Origin of the sequence: Agathobaculum massiliense (assembly GCF_900291975.1) — a bacterium.
GTDB lineage: Bacteria > Bacillota > Clostridia > Oscillospirales > Butyricicoccaceae > Agathobaculum > Agathobaculum ammoniilyticum.
In genome coordinates this window covers 2,649,876-2,669,896 of sequence record NZ_OMPN01000001.1, presented here as the reverse complement: position 1 = coordinate 2,669,896, position 20,021 = coordinate 2,649,876, and the positions used below count along the sequence as shown (strand labels likewise).

The following is a 20,021-nucleotide window of genomic DNA, read 5'->3' as shown; positions in this document are numbered from 1 at the left end:
ATGCAGTACACCCAAGCACAGATTGACCGGGCAAATGCCGTCAGTCTGGAAGATTTTCTCCGCACACAGGGAGAGACACTGATAAAAAGCGGACGAGAATACCGCTGGAAAGAACATGACAGCCTGACCGTCCGGGGAAACAAATGGTTTCGCCACAGCCAGAGCAAGGGCGGCTATCCCATTGATTTTGTCATGGAGTTTTACGGCAAGTCCTTTCCCGAAGCTGTCCAGCTCCTGACCTGCGAAAGCGACGAGGGGCAGAGCGAAGCCAGCACAGCACCGCCCACAGCGTTTCACTTGCCCTTGCACAACAGAACAGCCGACAGAGCAATTCAATATCTTTGCGAAAGCCGAGGTCTCAACAAAACACTTGTTGAGGATTTTCTTCTTTCCGGGGATATTTACGAGGACGCAAAGCGGCACAATGTTGTGTTTGTCGGCAGAGACCGAAGCGGTACGCCGAGATACGCCCATGTGCGAGGAACGGCAGACCCATTCAGACAGGACATTGCCGGGTCTGACAAGTCCTATCCGTTCCGCTATGAGGGAAACGGCAACCAGCTCTTTGTCTTTGAAGCACCGATAGACCTGTTATCGTTCATCTGCCTTTATCCGCAGGACTGGCAAAGCCGAAGCTATCTTGCGCTGGGCGGCGTTTCGGGAAAAGCCCTTGACCGTTTTCTTTCTGAACGCAAGGACACCCAAAAAATATTCCTCTGCCTTGACAGCGACACCGCAGGAAGCGAAGCCTGTACCCGACTGGCACAGTCCATTCCCGGCGAGATCGTCGTTATTCGCCTTGTCCCGGCAAGGAAAGACTGGAACGATGTCCTCCGTCAGCAAGGGGACATTCCCAGCCGCAAATTCATAGCCGAGACAATCACGCTGCGAGAGCTGCCCACCGCCCAGCCTGTCCCCATGCTCCGTATGGCAGATGTGGAGCTGACGAGCGTGGATTGGCTATGGTTTCCCTATATCCCCTTTGGAAAGCTGACGATTATACAGGGCAACCCCGGCGAGGGCAAGACCTACTTTGCCATGCGTCTTGCGGCGGCTTGCACCAACCGAAAGCCTTTACCCGGTATGGAGACCCTTGAGCCTTTCAACATCATCTACCAGACCGCAGAGGACGGTCTGGGCGATACCGTCAAGCCCCGACTGATGGAAGCGGAAGCAGACCTTGAAAGAGTGCTTGTCATTGACGATAGGGACACACCGCTGACCCTTGCCGATGAGCGCATAGCAAGGGCAATCCGGGAAAACAACGCAAGGCTTGTTATCATTGACCCGGTACAGGCGTTTCTGGGCGCAGATGTGGACATGAACCGGGCAAACGAGGTGCGCCCGATATTCCGCAGTCTGGGAGACATTGCACAGGCTACCGGGTGCGCTATCGTGCTGATCGGACACCTGAACAAAGCCGCAGGAACGCAAAGCACCTACCGGGGATTGGGGTCTATCGACATTACGGCGGCAGTCCGCAGTCTGCTTTTTATCGGCAAGCTGAAGGACAGCCCCACAACGAGGGTGCTTATCCATGAGAAAAGCTCCCTTGCGCCGCCCGGACAGTCCCTTGCCTTTTCTCTGGGAGACGAGAAAGGCTTTGAATGGATAGGAGCTTATGACATTACCGCTGACGAGCTTCTTGCCGGGACAGACACCGCCAAGACCGAAAGCAAGACCGTACAGGCGCAAATGCTCATTCTGGAACTGCTTGCGGACGGAAAGCGTATGCCGAGCGCAGAGTTGGAAAAGGCAGTCAATGAGCGTGGAATTTCCTCACGCACCATGAGAACGGCAAAGAGCCGTATCGGGGACAGACTTGTGACTGAGAAAGACGGCACAGCATGGGTCTGCTATCTCCGAGACTGACAACAGGAACACGGCAAGCGTGGCAAAGACGGCAAGGGTTTTATAGATACCTTAATGTTGCCGCCTTGCCTTGTTCCCTCATACTGACACCGCCCGATGATGAACAGTCACCGGGCATTTTTCATTTACAGGAGGATTTTGAATGAACAATACCGCAACCAACAGTACCCCTTGCCCGACTGTGAGAAAGCAGATCGGCAAGACAACCTATATCGTGCGTGTGCATTTCAGCCAGACCGCAAAGGAGACGATGGAGGACAAAATCAAGCGTCTGCTCCGTGAAGAAGTCCGCAAAATGTGACTTCTTTTTGAATTTGATGAAAAAGTCCTTGACTTTTCGTCTCTGGCAAGACCGCAAAAAGCATACTTATCTCATGCGGCGCGAGGTTAGCCCCATTCGACATTAAGGAGCTGCGGGAGCTTATGGAAACCGACGAAATGGAGCTTGACACCATAGGTGACAGAAAGACCGCCCTTTTCGTGATTATCAGCGACACCGACGACACCTTTAACTTTGTCGTGAGTATTCTCTACACACAGCTATTCAACCTCTTGTGCGACAAAGCAGATGATGAATACGGCGGGCGGCTTCCCGTCCATGTACGGTGCTTACTTGATGAATTTGCGAATATCGGGCAAATCCCCAAATTTGAGAAACTAATCGCAACCATACGGAGCCGGGAAATCTCCGCGTCAATCATCTTGCAGAGCCAGTCACAGCTAAAGGCAATCTACAAGGACAACGCCGATACCATAGTCGGCAACTGCGACACCACGCTTTTCTTGGGCGGCAAGGAAAAAACCACGCTCAAAGAAATATCGGAGATTTTAGGCAAGGAAACGATAGACAGCTTCAACACTTCCGAAACAAGGGGGCGGGAGCTTTCGCATGGGCTGAACTATCAGAAATTGGGAAAGCAGCTTATGACGGAAGATGAAATCGCAGTCATGGACGGAGGGAAATGTATCTTGCAGCTACGCGGGGTGCGCCCGTTCTTTTCGGACAAATTCGACATAACGAAACACCCGAAATACAAGTACCTATCCGACGCAGACCCGAAGAACGCCTTTGACATGGAAAAGCACCTTAAACGCCGCCCCGCCATTGTCAAGCCCGACGAGGTTTTTGACTATTACGAGATTGACGCAGCAGACTTACAGGAGGACGCAGACCATGAGGAAACGTAGCGCAGAGGAAAAACAAAAGCAGCTTGAACGGTTTTTAATGAATGTTGCGGAAGCCGCCGACGCTGCATTATGGGAGTATTGGCGGGAAAAGGAAGCGGAACACCGCCGTTTTGCAACGGAGTATGTCACGCGCCGGGGGCTTATCCCTCAACAGTGACAGCATGGCAGACCGCCGGGGAGGGGGGGACAGGGGAAGCTACACTTCCCCTACGCTGCCTTGCGGCAGCTACCCCTTTGTGAACTTGCGGGAAGCGAACACCTTGCTATGCAAGCTATTCACTTCCCGCAAGTCTGAATAATACCCGTCCGGCAGCACAGCGGGACACCGAAAGGAGGAATCGAAGCAATCACATATATCAATATCGGCTACATGATACGCGCCCCTACTTTCCGGCGCAGCACACAGCGGCAGGAGCCGCACCCCCCTACAACTGAATACCGCCGCGCCGCAGAACTTACGCAGCGCGGGGACAGCCGCCTTTACCAGAGGGCGGTTTTTTTATGCGGCGGCATACGCTGACCGCCTTTTGTCCGCTTGCCGGACAGCCGCAGACGCGGCAGAAAGGATTTATTTATGGCATTTTTCAATAGCGCAGTAGACGTTTTGCAGACCCTTGTTGTAGCACTTGGAGCCGGGCTTGGTATCTGGGGCGTTATCAATCTCATGGAGGGCTACGGCAACGACAATCCGGGCGCGAATGCTCATGTACGGTAGAGAAGCACAAAGCAAAACAAGGATAGCCAGCCCTGCCACTATTCCGAAGTCAGGGGAACGCAATAGAAAAATTCATAGCTGTATGCTATACTTAATTAGCATTTGAACATATCAAGCTGACACAGCAATCTCTTTACTTGCCGTTAATGCGCGTCTACCAATAGTCCGCACAAAGCAAGAGTAGCGTAAAGGTATAAAAATTTCAAACTTCTTTGTAACGAAATTCCGATTTCTCCGTCTAACCTATGAAGCTGAAGGAGGTGATGACAAGTATGGACTATGAAAAGCTCTATAAAGCCTACTATTTACAGGTATACTCGTATACTATTTCTCTTGCCAAAAATCGTGAGATAGCAGAGGAAATCACGCAGAACACATTCTATAAGGCTGTTTCTACAACATCACAATTCAAAGGTAAGTCAGATGAATTGACATGGCTCTGCTCCATAGCAAAAAACCTTTACCATGATGAAATGCGAAGCCGTCAGCGAGTAGCTGATGTGAGTGAAATCAATGACTTGCCATCAAATGAAAATGTTGAGAACTCAGTTGCAGATTCTGACATGGCGTTCCGCATACACCTCGTTCTTCACCGTTTGGAAGAACCATACAAAGAAGTCTTTCAGCTTCGCGTATTCGGGGAACTATCTTTTTCACAAATCGCTGCAATTTTTGGAAAAACAGAATCATGGGCGAGAGTTACTTATCATCGTGCAAAGCTAAAAATTCAAGAAAGGATGGATGAAAAGCATGAGTAAACAATGCGATATTGTTCGAGATATTCTTCCGCTGTATGTTGACGGTGCTTGCAGCGAAGCAAGCGCAGAGATGGTAAAAGAGCATTTGAACGCCTGTGCTGACTGTAACGCAATTTATCAGAAATTGCTTTCTCACACGAGCGAAGATGTTCTTCACGAAGAAAGCGAAAGCGTTATTATGCGCCATGAGGCAAAAGAAAAGCAGAGAGGCAGAAAAAAGATAACGATTGCTGTTCTCGTTTCCATCGCTCTTTGTATCATTGCAATTTTTACAGCTCTCTTTCTGTTACCTATAAACATTGCTTATGAGCCTGTCAAAATCAACTTCCCATTTGAGGTTGAAGATGTCGAAAACGTTGAAATGTACCACTATGACGGAGTGCCTGCATCAGCAGAAAAGAAAGTAGTTGTTGCTGAAAATGATATAAAGACCCTGTATGATAAGTTCAAGGGCTTATCCCTAAAAGACAAAACGACTGAGGAAACTGCCGGAGCAGATGTGACCAGCTTTAGATTTAACCTCTCAGATGGAACAAGCTACGATTTGATTTACGCCTGCTATGGGGTTAAAAACGGCGAATTGAAGTCAGCAGCAGGCGGTTTTAAGTATTTCACAAGTGCGGATATCGGCTCTTATTGGAACAATTTGAATACGGAACTTGAGGCAATTCCTATCAATGAGAGTGAATTGCCGTGAGCAGATAGCAAACCCAGCCGAGCCTGTCAACGGTCAAGATGAACGGCGCAAATGCGCCGCCGTTGACAGCCCCGCCCGTCTTTGCTGTTCGGTAATCAAGAGGGCGACAGCACAAGATGCTGCCGCCCTCTGCCATTATTCAGAAAGGGGGATTTTCCATGACCGAACACGAAAAGTATCAAGAACATATCCGGCATACACACGATGCCTTTTGCAAGACTGTTATTCGCCACGCTGCCATAGACGCAGCCCGGAGCATACGGAGCCGCCGCAAGCGGGAAATCTCGCTTGAATATCTGATAGAAGAAAAACACTATCCATTCAGTACCACAGATAAATACTTTGCGGAGCAATCCGGCATGACCAGCTATCCGCTTTTCGTCTGTGGTCAGATGGTGCTTTTGGAAAGTCCAGAGCTTGCCGCAGCCCTGTCCGCACTATCACAGATGGAACAGGAAATCATTTTCTTGTACTACTTCCAACGATTGACGCATAGGGAGATTGGACGGAGATATGGACGGGCTGGCAACACAACCGGGCGGCGTATTCAGATGATTTTACGGCGGCTACGGGCAGAGTTGGAGGGTTTGTCCTATGAGCCAGCTACTTCCCTATGAGACAATCGTTAAGGCAAGCGAGGGCGACCCGGAAGCTGTTGCCGCCGTCCTATCCCATTATGCGGGATATATCCGCTCTTGTGCGAAAATGGACGGACAGATTAACACGGATATGCAGGAGCATATCGTCAGGCAACTGATAGAAAGCCTGTTGAAGTTCCGCTTTGACCGCTAAACAGAAAAGTTGTATAATTAGAGCCTGACAAATTAAACTTCAATGAGGGTAGAGCAAATGGAACAGATTATCAATTATAGAGACATACCCACAGATAAAAGGATTGACATATTAAATGCTCTTGAGCGAATAGGTTTTTTTCCGGCATACGGCGGCGTGAGAACAATGCAGCAAATTATGGAAAAGTCAGTTCCAGGTTCAGGCCCACAATTCTATTTCGTTTTCCGTGAAAATGAGTTGATAGGGTACAATTTTCTCATTGGGGACACTAAGAAATATAAAGCGTTCCCATGGCTTGCTATTAGCAATATGGATGAGCAGAAGTTGACTGTTTGTGAAGAAATGATGAAAATACAAATTGCCTTTTTTGAAGAACTCGGAATGCAAAAGATAGCAGATCATTGCGTTAGGATTATGGAAGATTACAGAAAAGGAATTGGAAAGCAGAAAGAAAGCGATTGCAGATAAATTCCATTTGAAAAACGGCTGACAATTTAATACCGCCGCCCATCACAGCGGCAGATAAGCAGTAAATCTTGAAAAGGTTTACTGCTTTTTTTGCGTCCATTTTCAAAAATCTTTGGCAAACCACACCGCCGGATTGTTGTAGGGAGCAGACAGGGAAAACAAAAAAATTTCCGCTGCGTTTGCCAAAACGACCCCTTTTCACCGTTGTAGTGGTGAACAGCGGGCAGAACACGCCGCCGCAATCGCTATATTGGTGGAGCAAGCCAGTATATCCGCAAACCAGAGCCGCCGAGGAAAGCGGTAGTTTTTTAGAGCAAGATTCTACCGCAGTACCAAATTTCGCTTATCGCTCATTTTGTCCTTGCGGGAATCTTGTTGGGGAGTGCCTTCCCCAAACCCTGCTTATGCGGCTTACGCCGCTTGAAAAATTCCCGCAAATTCTTTTCGGATTATTTCAAAAACAGTTCCGCTACACACCCCGTTTTTCTCCTATTAGTGAGAGGACACCACGCACAGAAAGGAGGTCAACCACCTATGAAACGATATAACATGCCCCACCGCAGCAGGGTAGTCAAGACCCGGCTGACCGATGAAGAATACGCCGACTTTACCGCCCGGCTTGCCCCTTATGGTATGAGCCAGTCCGAATTTATCCGGCAAGCCATTACACGGGCAACCATACGCCCCATTGTTACCGTTTCCCCGGTCAATGATGAATTGCTTGCCGCTGTCGGGAAGCTGACCGCCGAATACGGCAGGATCGGCGGCAACCTCAATCAGATTGCCCGGTATCTGAACGAATACGGCGTACCGTATAACGCCCTGTCCGGCGAAGTCCGAGCCGCCATTTCCGACCTTGCAGCCTTGAAGTTTGAAGTCTTGCAGAAAGTGGGTGAAGCTGTTGGCAACATTCAAACATATCAGCTCTAAAAATGCCGACTACGGAGCAGCGGAAGCCTACCTCACTTTTGAGCATGACGAGTTTATCATGAAACCCACCCTTGATGAAAACGGGCGGCTTGTTCCCCGTGAGGGCTACCGCCTTGCCACGCTGAACTGCGGCGAAGAAGATTTTGCTGTTGCCTGTCTGCGCTCCAATCTCCGCTATGGCAAGAACCAAAAACGGGAAGATGTGAAATCCCACCACTATATCATCAGCTTTGACCCACGGGACGGAACGGACAACGGTCTGACCGTTGATAAGGCGCAGTCGCTGGGCGAGGAATTTTGCAACGAGCATTTCCCCGGACACCAAGCCATTGTCTGCACCCACCCGGACGGGCACAATCACTCTGGCAACATTCATGTGCATATCGTCATAAACAGCTTGCGGATTGAAGCCGTCCCGCTTCTGCCCTACATGGACAGACCAGCGGACACGAAGGACGGCTGCAAGCACCGCTGCACAGACGCAGCTATGGAATATTTCAAGTCCGAAGTCATGGAGATGTGCCACCGGGAAAATCTGTATCAGATTGACCTTTTGCATGGCAGCAAGAACCGAGTGACCGAGCGTGAATACTGGGCGCAGAAGAAAGGGCAGCTTGCCCTTGATAAAGAGAACGCCGCCAGAGAAGCCACCGGACAGCCGACCAAGCCCACCAAGTTTGAAACGGACAAGGCGAAGCTGCGCCGGACGATACGGCAGGCACTTTCCCAAGCTGGCAGCTTTGACGAGTTTGCTTCCCTGCTTTTGCGGGAGGGCGTAACTGTCAAGGAGAGCCGGGGGCGGCTTTCCTACCTCACGCCGGACAGGACAAAGCCTATCACAGCCCGGAAGCTGGGGGACGATTTTGACAAGGCTGCTGTCCTTGCCCTGCTCACGCAGAACGCCCACAGAGCCGCCGAACAGACCACAGCCATACCCGAATACCCCCACACCCAAAAGGAACGCTTGCGAGAGGAAAAAACCGCAAAAACCGCCCCGGCAGACAACACCTTGCAGCGCATGGTTGACCGGGAAGCCAAGCGAGCTGAGGGCAAGGGCGTGGGCTATGACCGTTGGGCTTCCCTGCACAACCTCAAACAGATGGCGGCTACCCACAACTTCCTCATGGAGAACGAACTGCTTGACCTTGACAAGCTGGACGCAGCCGTGGAGAGCAGCCGGAAAGCTCTTTCCGAAGCAAGGGAAAGTCTGCGGGGCATTGAGCAGAGCATTTCCGACAAGAAAAGTCTGCGAAAGGTTGTCAACGATTACCGCCGCACCCGCCCCACCATTGACGCTCATAAAAAGCTGTCCGGCAGAAAAGCGGAGAACTACCGCCAGTCCCACGAAGCGGAATTTATCATCTATGAAGCTGCCCTGCGCCAGCTAAAGGTGCTTGCACCGGGAAAGAAGCTGCCCGCCACTTCCAAGCTGAATACGGAGATTGAAGCCCTCATTTCCGAGAAAAACGCAGCTTACAACACCTACCGCACCGCAAAAGCCGAGTATGAGCAGCTTGCCACCGCCAAACGGAACGCAGAGCAGATACTACACGGCACACCGAGCCGACAGAAAAAGCATGAACAGGAGCGTTAAAAACCGCCCCGAAATGATACCGAAACCATACAAAAGGCAGGGGGGTATGCCATACCCTATCCGCAATACCCCTGACCTTTCCAACGGGGCTTACAGGGCAGATTTTTCCCGAAAATGGCACCGGGAACATACAGATTTTGCCCCTGTCCCCTCATACCCGACCAAACCGAAGAAAGGAGCGTTTTTTCATGCCGAGAATGAGCAAGAAGCGGCGGCTGGAATGGGCGTTCTTCCTCAATGAGCGAAACCGCATTACTTTCAATGCCCTTTGCCGGGGCTGTACCCATGACTGCAAGCAGAGTTTTAGGGCTATCGTGGTACTCTGCCCCCGGTATTATTCAAAGAGATGGAAAGCCCGCCCCACAGATAAGGAGAACCAAGATTATGTCAGATAACCGCAAATATTATTACCTCAAACTGAAAGAAAGCTATTTTGACGATGACGCTATCGTGCTGCTGGAAAGTATGCAGGACGGTATGCTGTATTCCAATATCCTCTTGAAGCTGTACTTAAAATCGCTGAAATACGGCGGCACTTTGCAGCTTGACGAAAATATCCCCTACACCGCCCAAATGATAGCCACCATTACCCGCCAGCAGGTCGGCACAGTCGAGAGGGCTTTGCAAATCTTTATGAAACTGGGGCTTGTTGAACCGCTGGACAACGGGGCTTTGTATATGAGCAATATCGAGCTTTTCATCGGTCAGTCCTCTACCGAGGGGGAGCGTAAGCGCAGGGCAAGAATGAAGATTTCAGAGCAAAAATGGCTTAGTGGACAAGTGTCCGAAGCAAAAGCGGACATTTGTCCACCAGAGATAGAGATAAAGAAAGAGATAGATATAGAGATAGAAAAAGAGAGAGAGTTAAAACCGGGACGAGCCGCCCCCGCAGCTTACGGCAGATATAAAAATGTGATTTTGACAGATACAGAGCTTTCTGAACTGAAAGCAGAACTGCCCGACAAATGGGAGTATTACATTGACCGGCTATCCGGCTATATCGCTTCTACCGGGAGGAAATACAAGAACCATGCCGCCACTATCCGCAGATGGGCGGCTGACGATACCGCTAAAGCTGCCCCGAAAAAGGGCATACCCGATTACAGCTACAAGGAGGGAGAAAGTCTATGAAACCAGCTTTTGAAGATATGAGTTTACAGATACCAGCAGCCACCGCCGAGCCGGAGGACTACACAGGTGAGGACGGTCTACTCTACTGCGGCAAGTGCCGGACACCGAAAGAAGCCTATTTTCCGGCTGATAAGGTTGCCCTGTTCGGGCGTGACCGACACCCGGCAGAGTGTGACTGCCAGCGGGCGCAGCGCATGGAGCGTGAAGCCGCCGAACAGCAGAGAAAGCACCGGGACAAGGTAGAAGAACTGAAACGCCTGGGCTTTACCGACCCGGCTATGCGGGAATGGACTTTTGCCAATGACAACGGCAGAAACCCGCAGATGAAAACCGCCCGTTTCTATGTGGAGCATTGGGAGGACATGAAAGCCGGGAACATCGGCTATCTGCTCTGGGGCAGCGTCGGCACAGGCAAAAGCTACCTTGCCGGGTGCATTGCAAACGCCCTCATGGAGCAGGAAATCTCCGTAAAAATGACGAACTTCGCCGCTGTCCTCAATGACCTTGCCGCCACCTTTGAGGGCAGGAACGAATATATTTCCAAGCTCTGCCGCTATCCGCTGCTTATTCTTGATGATTTTGGAATGGAGCGTGGAACAGAGTACGGCTTAGAGCAGGTCTACAATGTGATTGACAGTCGTTACCGAAGCGAAAAGCCGCTGATCGTCACAACCAATCTAAGCCTTGACGAGCTGAACAATCCCCCGGACACAGCCCACAAGCGGATTTATGACCGGGTAACAGAGATGTGTACCCCTGTCTGCTGCTCCGGCGTGAATTTCCGCAGGGAAAAGGCACAGGAGAAAATGGAACGGCTGAAAAAGCTGATGAACGATTGAAAGGAGTTTGCCTATGACCGATAAAAAAGAGCATATCAAACACAGCATGAAAAGCACCGCACCCGCCGACTGCGTGACGGAAATCCGCATAGGGAACTCTGTTCTTGTGGTGTCCGGCTTTTTCAAGCAGAGTGCCACGGAAACCGCAGCCGACAAAATGGCTAAGGTGCTGGAAGCGGAAGCTGCTACACAAAAATCGGCAATATGACGGGCGGTAAAGAAGCATTTTTCACATTTTGCCGCTATACACGCCGCCCCGCCATGTGGTACAATCGAAGTACGGAATAGTGGGGCTGGCTGTCAGAAACGGAGGAAACCATGTTAAGACAGACAACCCAAAACCTTATTACCGCCCTTTATCCGAGATTATCCCATGAAGATGAATTGCAGGGGGAGAGCAACTCTATATCCAACCAAAAGCGCATTTTAGAAACCTACGCCAAGCAGAACGGCTTTACCAATCTCTGCTGGTACACGGACGATGGTTATAGTGGTGCGAACTTCCAAAGACCCGGGTTTCAAGCCATGCTTGCAGACATTGAAGCCGGAAAAGTCGGCACAGTCATAGTCAAGGATATGTCACGTTTAGGGCGAAATTATCTCCAAGTGGGAATGTACACAGAAATGCTTTTCCCACAGAAAGGCGTCCGCTTTATCGCTATCAATGACGGAGTGGACAGCGCAATGGGCGACAACGATTTTACCCCGCTGCGTAATCTTTTCAACGAATGGATGGTGAGAGATACGAGCAAAAAAATCAAGGCAGTTAAGAAAGCAAAAGGTCTAAGCGGAAAGCCTGTTACCAGCAAGCCCGTGTACGGCTACCTCATGGACGATGACGAGAATTTCATCATTGACGAGGAAGCCGCCCCGGTAGTCAAGCAGATTTACCAGCTTTGCCTTGCCGGAAACGGGCCTACCAAGATAGCCCGTATGCTGACCGAGCAGCAAATCCCCACGCCGGGGACGCTGGAATACCAGCGCACAGGCAGCACACGCCGCTACCACCCCGGCTATGAATGTAAGTGGGCGACCAATACTGTTGTTCATCTTCTGGAAAACCGGGAGTACACAGGCTGTCTTGTGAACTTCAAGACGGAAAAACCGTCCTACAAGATGAAGCACAGCATAGACAATCCCATTGAGAAACAGGCGATTTTCGAGAACCACCATGAGCCAATCATCGACTTGCAGACATGGGAACGGGTGCAGGAGTTACGCAAGCAGCGCAAACGCCCCAACCGCTACGATGATGTGGGCTTGTTCTCCGGCTTGCTGTTCTGCGCCGACTGCGGTCATGTGATGTACCAGCAGCGGTATCAGACCGACAAGAGAAAGCAGGATTGCTACATCTGCGGCAGCTATAAGAAGCGCACCGCCGACTGTACGGCGCACTTCATTCGCACCGACCTTTTGACGGCGGGTGTGCTGGACAATCTGCGGAAAGTGACCGCCTATGCACAGAAGCACGAAGCCCGGTTCGTGAAGCTGCTTATCCAGCAGAATGAAATGGGCGGCAAGCGGAAGCTGGCGGCGGCAGCCAAGCAGCTTGAACAGGTGCAGAGCCGCATTGCAGAACTTTCCCGCTACATCAAGCGTCTGTATGAGGACAATGTAAACGGGAAAATCAGTGATGAGCGTTTCATGGAAATGTCCGCAGACTACGAAGCCGAGCAGCGGGAACTGAAAGACAGAGCCGCCGCTTTGCAGGGCGAGCTGGACAAGGCACAGGAAGCCACGGTAAACGCTGAAAAGTTTATGAGCGTTGTCCGCAAGTACCTTTCTATCGAAGAACTGACACACACTCTTTTGCGTGAAATGGTGGAGAAAATCGTTGTTTATGAATGTGAGTATGACGAGAACGAAGTACGCCGCCAGCGCATTGATATTTATTACAGCTTTGTAGGCAAGATTGACTTGCCCGAAGAATAAAGCCCGACCTATCCGACACCCTGCGCAAGTGCCGGATAGGAACGGCAAAATTTTTTACACTTCTATTACTTCTTTATCACACATAAGCAAAGAGCCAGGGCATGAAGCAGCTTATGGCGGGCGGCGGCGTTGCCCTTATCGGCATGACCCTTGTACCGCTGCTTTCCGGCTTGTTCGGTTAAGAAGCGCGGGTAAAGGCTTATGCAGAGCATACTTGACGCGATTAACGAATGGATAAAGGAAATCCTCATAGGAGCCATAAACGGTAATCTGTCAACTATGTTCGGGGACGTAAACGAGAAAGTCGGCACTATCGCCGCAGAGGTAGGGCAGACCCCGCAAGGGTGGAACGCAAATATATTCTCCATGATACAGACCCTTAGTGAGAATGTAATCGTACCCATTGCGGGGCTTGTCATTACCTACGTCCTATGCTATGAGCTTATCAGCATGGTAACGGAAAAGAACAATATGCACGACGTTGACACTTCCATGTTCTTCAAGTGGGTGTTCAAGGCGTTTGTGGCAGTCTACCTTGTGACGCACACCTTTGACATCACTATGGCGGTGTTCGATATGGCGCAGCACGTTGTTTCCGGCGCGGCGGGGGTAATCGGCGGCAGCACAGAGATTGATGTTGCCGCCGCCCTTGCTTCCATGCAGGACGGGCTTGACGCTATGGAAATCCCCGAACTGCTCTTACTTGTCATGGAAACAAGCCTTGTGAGCTTGTGCATGAAAATCATGTCCGTACTGATAACCGTTATCCTCTACGGGCGCATGATAGAGATTTACCTTTACTGTTCGGTATCGCCTATCCCGTTTGCAACAATGACGAACCGGGAATGGGGGCAGATAGGAAACAACTACCTCAAATCCCTGTTCGCTATCGGTTTTCAAGGCTTCCTCATTATGATATGCGTCGGCATTTACGCGGTTCTGGTAAACAACATGATAATAGCGGACAATCTGCACAGCGCGATATTCTCCCTTGCAGCCTATACCGTTATCCTCTGTTTCTCCCTGTTCAAATCCGGCGCACTGGCGAAGTCGATATTCTCCGCGCATTAGCGGCGTGTCAAGGGCAGGGTGGAGATTTTCAGAGCGAAGCGGCGAAAATACGACCCGACCTTGACGCGGATAACCCCCATATAATACGGGCGGGCAAAGGGCATAGATTGACCTTTGCCTTGATTACCCTTATGGGAAGTTACAGCAACACCAAACCCAGAGAAAGGAGGTTTTCACTTGGCGTATGTACCCGTACCCAAAGACTTATCCAAAGTCAAGACAAAAGTAGCGTTCAACCTTACCAAACGGCAGATTGTATGTTTTGCGGCGGCTCTCCTGTTCGGCTTGCCGCTTTTCTTTCTGCTCAAAGACAGCACAGGCACAAGCCTTGCGTCTATGGCTATGATTGCCGTCATGCTGCCCTGTTTCCTCTTTGCCATGTATGAGAAGCATGGACAGCCCCTTGAAGTGGTGGTGAAGAACATCATTCAGACGAAATTCATAGCCCCCAAAGAACGACCATACAGGACAGACAACTTTTATTCCGTCTTAGAACGGCAGAGAAAACTTGAAAAGGAGGTATCAGCGATTGCAAAAGGAAACACGAAGAAACAGCGCGGCGGGAAGCGCAAAGCCTAACCCGCCCCGCAAGCTCACCCGCGCCGAGAAAAAGCAGATTGCGGAAATCATCAGACAGGCAAAGGGCGACGGGAAAGCGCACACCGCGCAGCAGACAATCCCTTATATCCAGATGTACCCGGACGGTATCTGCAAGGTTACGGGACGGAAATACTCAAAGACCGTCGCCTTTGAAGATATTAACTATCAGCTTGCACAGGCAGACGACAAGACCGCCATTTTTGAGAACTGGTGCGACTTCCTCAACTACTTTGACGCTTCCGTTTCGGTGCAGCTCTCTTTCATCAATCAGGGGACGCAGCGCGGCGAAGCGGAAAAGGCGGTCAATATCCCGGCACAGGAGGACGCTTTCAATTCTATCCGCACAGAATACCGGGATATGCTGAAAAACCAGCTTGCAAAGGGCAACAACGGGCTTGTCAAAGCAAAATATATCACCTTTGCCATTGAAGCCGACAGTCTGGGCGCGGCGAAATCCCGCCTTGCCCGTATCGAAACGGACGTACTCAACAACTTTAAGCTCTTGGGCGTGTCTGCCCGCCCCATGACAGGCTATGAACGCCTTAAAATGCTGCATGGCATTTTCCACCCGGAGGGCGGGCAGTTTGCCTTTGATTTTTCATGGCTTGCCCCGTCCGGGCTTTCCACAAAGGACTTTATCGCCCCGTCCTCTTTCCGTTTTGGCGAGGGGCGGTATTTCCGCATGGGGCGCAAAATCGGCGCGGTTTCATTCCTTGAAATCCTTGCGCCGGAATTAAACGACCGTATCTTATCTGACATTCTGGACTTGGAAACGGGCGTTATCGTCAATCTGCATATCCACAGTATCGACCAGACCGAAGCCATAAAGACAATCAAGCGGAAAATCACCGACCTTGACAAAATGAAAATCGAAGAACAGAAAAAAGCGGTACGCAGCGGCTACGACATGGATATAATCCCGTCCGACCTTGCCACTTTCGGCAGCGAAGCGAAGAACCTCTTACAGGACTTGCAGAGCCGGAATGAAAGAATGTTCCTCTTGACGTTCCTTGTGGTGAACATGGCAGACACAAAAAGGAAACTGGAAAATGACGTATTCGCGGCGGCGGGCATTGCACAGAAGAACAACTGCGCCTTAACCCGCCTTGACTACCAACAGGAAGCGGGGCTTATGTCCTCTGTACCGCTTGGGGAGAACCTTATCCCCATTCAAAGAGGGCTTACCACGTCAAGCACCGCTATCTTTATCCCCTTTATCACGCAGGAGCTTTTTCAGACGGGCGCGGCTTTGTATTACGGCTTAAACGCCCTGTCTAACAACATGATACTCTGCGACCGCAAGCAGCTAAAGAACCCCAACGGCTTAATCTTGGGTACGCCGGGAAGCGGGAAATCCTTTGCCGCCAAACGGGAAATGACAAACGCTTTCCTCATTACCGACGACGACATAATTATCTGCGACCCGGAAGCAGAGTATTTTTCCCTTGTGCAGCGGCTTGACGGGCAAGTGATACAGTTATCGCCTACGGGCAAGGGCATTGACGGGAAGCCCCAGTATGTGAACCCTATGGATATTAACCTCAATTACAGCGAGGACGACAGCCCCCTTGCGCTGAAATCCGACTTTATCCTCTCCCTCTGCGAGCTTGTCATAGGCGGCAAGGAGGGCTTGCAGCCCGTCGATAAGACCGTCATTGACCGCGCTGTTAGGAACGTGTACCGCCCTTTCCTTGCAGACCCCGACCCGGAGAAAATGCCTATCTTGGGCGACCTCTACAACGAGCTTTTGAAGCAGCCGGAGCCGGAAGCGGCGCGTATCGCGGCGGCGTTGGAGCTTTATGTTTCCGGGAGCCTTAACGTCTTTAACCACAGGACGAATGTAGAGCTTTCAAACCGCCTTGTCTGCTTTGACATCAAGCAGCTTGGGAAGCAGCTCAAAAAATTAGGTATGCTCATTGTGCAGGACCAGGTATGGAACCGCGTCACCGTCAACCGGGCAGAAAGGAAATCCACCCGGTATTTTATGGACGAATTTCATCTTCTCTTGAAAGAGGAACAGACCGCCGCCTATTCCGTTGAAATCTGGAAGCGTTTCAGAAAATGGGGCGGCATACCCACAGCAATCACGCAGAACGTCAAAGATTTGCTTGCTTCCCGCGAAGTGGAGAATATCTTTGAAAACTCTGATTTTGTCCTCATGCTCAATCAGGCGGCGGGCGACCGGGCTATCCTTGCAAAGCAGCTCAACATCTCCCCGCAGCAGATGAAGTATGTCACCCACACCGAAGCGGGCGAGGGGCTTATCTTCTACGGGAACGTGGTGCTGCCCTTTGTAGACCGCTTCCCGAAAGACACCGAGCTTTACCGGGTAATGACGACGAAGCCGGAGGAAGTGGGCGAAGCATGAACGGGCTGAAAACTGACACAATCATCAACCGGGACGCGCTCTATGCCTTGCGGGAGCTTCCAGAGGAAAGCGTACACTGTTGCGTCACAAGCCCGCCCTACTATGCGCTTAGGGATTACGGGCTTGATATGCAGATTGGGCGGGAGGACACGCCGGAGCAGTACATTGACAGGCTGACCGAGGTTTTCCGCGAGCTGCGCCGGGTACTGCGTTCTGACGGTACGCTCTGGCTGAATATCGCGGACACCTACTGCGGCACAGGAAATAAAGGCTACCATGCAGACCCGAAGAACCCGAAAGGCAGAAACGGACAGCAGATTGCAAGAAACAACCGCGTTTCCGGCTGCAAACAAAAGGACTTAATCGGTATCCCTTGGCTTTTAGCCTTTGCCCTACGCGCTGACGGGTGGTATTTACGGAGCGACATTATCTGGCAGAAAGAAAACCCCATGCCGGAGAGCGTGAAAGACCGCCCTACCCGCTGCTATGAACATATCTTTCTGCTTACGAAGTCAAAGAAGTATTTTTATGACGCAGCCGCCATAGCCGAGCCGTTAGCCCCCACAACGGCGGCGCGGTACCGCACCGGGCGCAGCGCGGGACAGAAATATGCGGACGAAGTACCCGGACAGGGGAACGTACAGGGGCTTAACCGGGCGCGAAGCGGCAGCTACTACGACGAAGCCCTCATGCCGACCATGCGGAACAGGCGGGACGTGTGGCTTATCAATACCGTTCCCTACAAGGGCGGGCATTTCGCCGCGTTCCCGCCAAAACTTGCCGAAACCTGTATCAAGGCGGGCTGTCCGAAAGGCGGCGTTGTGCTTGACCCCTTTTTCGGCAGCGGCACGACGGGGGCAGCCGCAAAGCAGCTTGACAGGCATTATATAGGCATTGAGATAAACGCCGAGTATTGCGCCCTTGCAAGGGCGCGGATTGGAGGGACAGACACATAAAACAATATAAGGCGCGTGAAAAAGTCACGCAGAAAATGACCCGCGAGGGGGCTGTCGAGGTAAACGCCGCTACCGGGAAAAAGAAACGTATCAGCAAGCGGATAAGGGACGCGGACTTTGCAAAGACCGAAGCCCCACCGCAGCCGGAACAGGCAGCGCAGCCCCTACCGGGCGGCGCAACTTCCCCGCCCTTAACCGACACGCCGCCGCTTCCCCATGCGCCGGGGGCAGAACGGGAACAGGACACCGCAGCAGCCGAGCGCGTCTTGGAACGTATCGACGGGGCGCGTACCAGAAAGGCGAGCAAAAAGGCGGCGAGGAAAGCACAGGCAGAAGCCACAGCAAAAGAAAAATCTTCCCGCTTGCAGTTTACCGACGAGGAACGGGCAACGCCGGAGCTTGAAAGGTATATCCGAAAATCGGACAAAGCAGCCGACCGTCTGGACGCGGCAAAGGCGGCTATCCCCAAAGAAAAGAAACTTGTACGGGAGCGCACCTTTGATGAAGCCACCGGGAAAGGCAAGACCCGCCTACATTTTGAGGAACAGGAAAAGCCCATAGGAAAGAATAAGCCCCACAATAACCCGCTATCCCGCCCCGCACAGGAAGCGGGTATTTTCGTCCACAACAAGATACATTCCGTTGAAAAGGACAATTCCGGCGTTGAGGGGGCGCACAAATCCGAAGAACTGGCAGAGCGCGGCGCAAAGTACGGGGCGCGGAAAGTCAAGGAGGGCTACCACAGCCACAAGCTCAAACCCTACCGGGCGGCGGCAAAGGCAGAGAAAGCGGCGTTCAAGGCGAATGTGGATTTTCAGTACCATAAAGCCCTGCATGACAATCCGCAGATTGCGGGCAATCCCCTTTCCCGCTTCATGCAGAAGCAGCAAATCAAGCGGCAGTATGCAAAGTCGGCAAGGAAAGGCGGCGCAAAAACGGCGCAGAAAGCCGCAGAGAACACCCGCAAGGCGGCAAAAAAGACCGCCGAGGAAACAAAAAAGGCAATCGCTTTTGTAGGGCGGCACCCGGCGGGCGTATGTATCGCCGTTGCCGCGCTACTCTTATTCATCATGGTATCGGCGGGGCTTTCCTCTTGCGGTTCCATGTTCTCCGGCTTGATGAACGGCATACTTGGGACTTCCTACACGTCGGAGGACAGCGACCTTGTGGCGACGGAGAACAATTACGCCGCAAAGGAAAACGAGCTTCAGCAGCAGATTGACAATATCGAAAGCACCCACCCCGGCTATGACGAATACCGCTATGACCTTGACAGTATCGGGCATAACCCCCATGAGTTAGCGTCCTACCTCACCGCCCTTTTACAGACCTACACCCCGCAGAGCGCACAGGCAGAGCTAAATCGCGTCTTTGCCATGCAGTACACTTTGACGCTGACAGAAGAAACGGAAATCCGCTACCGCACAGAAACAAGCACAGACCCGGAAACAGGGGAAACGACCACCGAGGAAGTACCCTACGAGTACCATATCCTCAACGTGAAGCTGACGAACAAGCCCATTTCCGAGATTGCGGAGGAACTTCTAACGCCACAGCAGCTTGAAATGTACCGCGTCTATCTGGAAACAAGCGGAAACAAACCGCTGATTTTCGGCGGCGGCTCCCCCGATATGGGCGCGTCCGAGGATTTAAGCGGCGTACAGCTTGTAAACGGCACACGCCCCGGCAACACCGCCGTTGTAGACCTTGCGAAGCGGCAAGTCGGCAACGTGGGCGGGCGACCCTTTTGGAGCTGGTACGGATTTAACAGCCGCGTGGAATGGTGCGCCTGTTTCGTTTCATGGTGCTACAATCAAGCCGGAAAGAGCGAGCCGCGCTTTGCCGGGTGCCAGTCACAGGGCGTACCCTGGTTCCAGTCACGCGGGCAATGGGGCGCGAGGGGCTATGAGAATATCGCCCCCGGCGACGCTATCTTTTTCGACTGGGACGGGGACGGGAGCGCAGACCATGTGGGGCTTGTTATCGGAACGGACGGGGAGCGCGTCTATACCGTCGAGGGCAATTCCGGCGACGCCTGCAAGATAAAGAGCTACCCCGTCAATTACTCCTGTATCAAAGGCTATGGGCTGATGAACTGGAATTAACATAT

General features: G+C 51.8%; 21 protein-coding genes and 3 pseudogenes. All 24 read left to right on the top strand.

The window, feature by feature from the left end; all coding sequences use genetic code 11:
- Positions 1-1,872 (top strand): AAA family ATPase, encoded by a 1,872-nt coding sequence (locus tag DBQ51_RS13565; RefSeq protein WP_107631821.1) that lies wholly within the window; start codon positions 1-3, stop codon positions 1,870-1,872.
- Between the two features lie 142 nt (positions 1,873-2,014).
- On the top strand, positions 2,015-2,173 hold the full coding sequence (locus DBQ51_RS13560) for a transposon-encoded TnpW family protein (protein WP_081731980.1): 159 nt from the start codon (positions 2,015-2,017) through the stop codon (positions 2,171-2,173).
- 41 nt (positions 2,174-2,214) lie between these two features.
- A pseudogene (locus DBQ51_RS13555) lies at positions 2,215-3,060 on the top strand (VirD4-like conjugal transfer protein, CD1115 family); the annotation flags it as partial.
- The gene (locus tag DBQ51_RS16890) at positions 3,047-3,217 is read left to right on the top strand and encodes a hypothetical protein (RefSeq protein WP_002569167.1); all 171 of its coding nucleotides are present in this window, start codon (positions 3,047-3,049) and stop codon (positions 3,215-3,217) included. The pseudogene DBQ51_RS13555 and the gene DBQ51_RS16890, both read left to right, overlap by 14 nt.
- Positions 3,218-3,634: 417 nt before the next feature.
- Positions 3,635-3,763 (top strand): annotated as a pseudogene (locus DBQ51_RS13550) (Maff2 family mobile element protein); the annotation flags it as partial.
- A gap of 257 nt (positions 3,764-4,020) precedes the next feature.
- On the top strand, positions 4,021-4,533 hold the full coding sequence (locus DBQ51_RS13545) for an RNA polymerase sigma factor (protein WP_003533443.1): 513 nt from the start codon (positions 4,021-4,023) through the stop codon (positions 4,531-4,533).
- The gene (locus DBQ51_RS13540) at positions 4,526-5,230 is read left to right on the top strand and encodes a zf-HC2 domain-containing protein (protein ID WP_054324686.1); all 705 of its coding nucleotides are present in this window, start codon (positions 4,526-4,528) and stop codon (positions 5,228-5,230) included. Before DBQ51_RS13545 ends, DBQ51_RS13540 begins: the two co-directional genes overlap by 8 nt.
- 158 nt (positions 5,231-5,388) lie before the next feature.
- Complete coding sequence (locus DBQ51_RS13535; RefSeq protein WP_023921375.1) at positions 5,389-5,847, top strand: RNA polymerase sigma factor; 459 nt, start codon at positions 5,389-5,391, stop codon at positions 5,845-5,847.
- Complete coding sequence (locus tag DBQ51_RS13530; protein WP_005946132.1) at positions 5,825-6,022, top strand: helix-turn-helix domain-containing protein; 198 nt, start codon at positions 5,825-5,827, stop codon at positions 6,020-6,022. The genes DBQ51_RS13535 and DBQ51_RS13530 overlap by 23 nt, the downstream gene beginning before the upstream one ends.
- A gap of 42 nt (positions 6,023-6,064) precedes the next feature.
- Complete coding sequence (locus DBQ51_RS13525) at positions 6,065-6,490, top strand: hypothetical protein (protein ID WP_107631820.1); 426 nt, start codon at positions 6,065-6,067, stop codon at positions 6,488-6,490.
- Between the two features lie 68 nt (positions 6,491-6,558).
- A complete protein-coding gene (locus DBQ51_RS16885) occupies positions 6,559-7,038 on the top strand; it encodes a hypothetical protein (RefSeq protein ID WP_199855201.1) in 480 nt (159 codons plus the stop codon).
- Complete coding sequence (locus DBQ51_RS13515) at positions 7,025-7,420, top strand: plasmid mobilization protein (protein WP_009255338.1); 396 nt, start codon at positions 7,025-7,027, stop codon at positions 7,418-7,420. The genes DBQ51_RS16885 and DBQ51_RS13515 overlap by 14 nt, the downstream gene beginning before the upstream one ends.
- The gene (locus DBQ51_RS13510; protein ID WP_107631819.1) at positions 7,392-9,014 is read left to right on the top strand and encodes a relaxase/mobilization nuclease domain-containing protein; all 1,623 of its coding nucleotides are present in this window, start codon (positions 7,392-7,394) and stop codon (positions 9,012-9,014) included. Before DBQ51_RS13515 ends, DBQ51_RS13510 begins: the two co-directional genes overlap by 29 nt.
- Before the next feature lie 188 nt (positions 9,015-9,202).
- Positions 9,203-9,409 (top strand): hypothetical protein, encoded by a 207-nt coding sequence (locus DBQ51_RS17270; RefSeq protein ID WP_009255336.1) that lies wholly within the window; start codon positions 9,203-9,205, stop codon positions 9,407-9,409.
- Positions 9,399-10,145, top strand: coding sequence for a phage replisome organizer N-terminal domain-containing protein (locus DBQ51_RS13500; protein ID WP_107631818.1), 747 nt, complete (start codon positions 9,399-9,401; stop codon positions 10,143-10,145). The genes DBQ51_RS17270 and DBQ51_RS13500 overlap by 11 nt, the downstream gene beginning before the upstream one ends.
- Positions 10,142-10,984, top strand: a complete 843-nt coding sequence (locus DBQ51_RS13495; RefSeq protein WP_009255334.1) for an ATP-binding protein — start codon at positions 10,142-10,144, stop codon at positions 10,982-10,984. The genes DBQ51_RS13500 and DBQ51_RS13495 overlap by 4 nt, the downstream gene beginning before the upstream one ends.
- 46 nt (positions 10,985-11,030) lie before the next feature.
- On the top strand, positions 11,031-11,192 hold the full coding sequence (locus DBQ51_RS13490) for a transposon-encoded TnpW family protein (RefSeq protein ID WP_286161366.1): 162 nt from the start codon (positions 11,031-11,033) through the stop codon (positions 11,190-11,192).
- A 110-nt stretch (positions 11,193-11,302) separates the two neighbouring features.
- On the top strand, positions 11,303-12,916 hold the full coding sequence (locus DBQ51_RS13485; RefSeq protein WP_009255332.1) for a recombinase family protein: 1,614 nt from the start codon (positions 11,303-11,305) through the stop codon (positions 12,914-12,916).
- A gap of 86 nt (positions 12,917-13,002) precedes the next feature.
- Positions 13,003-13,098: pseudogene (locus DBQ51_RS17455) on the top strand (Maff2 family mobile element protein); the annotation flags it as partial.
- A gap of 19 nt (positions 13,099-13,117) precedes the next feature.
- Positions 13,118-13,987 carry a VirB6/TrbL-like conjugal transfer protein, CD1112 family gene (locus tag DBQ51_RS13475; RefSeq protein WP_002595174.1) on the top strand — a complete coding sequence of 290 codons (870 nt, stop codon included), beginning with the start codon at positions 13,118-13,120 and terminating at the stop codon, positions 13,985-13,987.
- 177 nt (positions 13,988-14,164) lie between these two features.
- Entirely contained in the window at positions 14,165-14,566 is a 402-nt protein-coding gene (locus DBQ51_RS13470; protein WP_002569171.1) for a PrgI family protein, read from the top strand.
- The gene (locus DBQ51_RS13465; protein WP_107631817.1) at positions 14,517-16,955 is read left to right on the top strand and encodes a VirB4-like conjugal transfer ATPase, CD1110 family; all 2,439 of its coding nucleotides are present in this window, start codon (positions 14,517-14,519) and stop codon (positions 16,953-16,955) included. The genes DBQ51_RS13470 and DBQ51_RS13465 overlap by 50 nt, the downstream gene beginning before the upstream one ends.
- Positions 16,952-17,911 (top strand): DNA-methyltransferase, encoded by a 960-nt coding sequence (locus DBQ51_RS13460; protein ID WP_002569173.1) that lies wholly within the window; start codon positions 16,952-16,954, stop codon positions 17,909-17,911. The genes DBQ51_RS13465 and DBQ51_RS13460 overlap by 4 nt, the downstream gene beginning before the upstream one ends.
- A gap of 35 nt (positions 17,912-17,946) precedes the next feature.
- Complete coding sequence (locus DBQ51_RS13455) at positions 17,947-20,016, top strand: C40 family peptidase (protein ID WP_002569174.1); 2,070 nt, start codon at positions 17,947-17,949, stop codon at positions 20,014-20,016.
- Positions 20,017-20,021 lie beyond the last annotated feature (5 nt).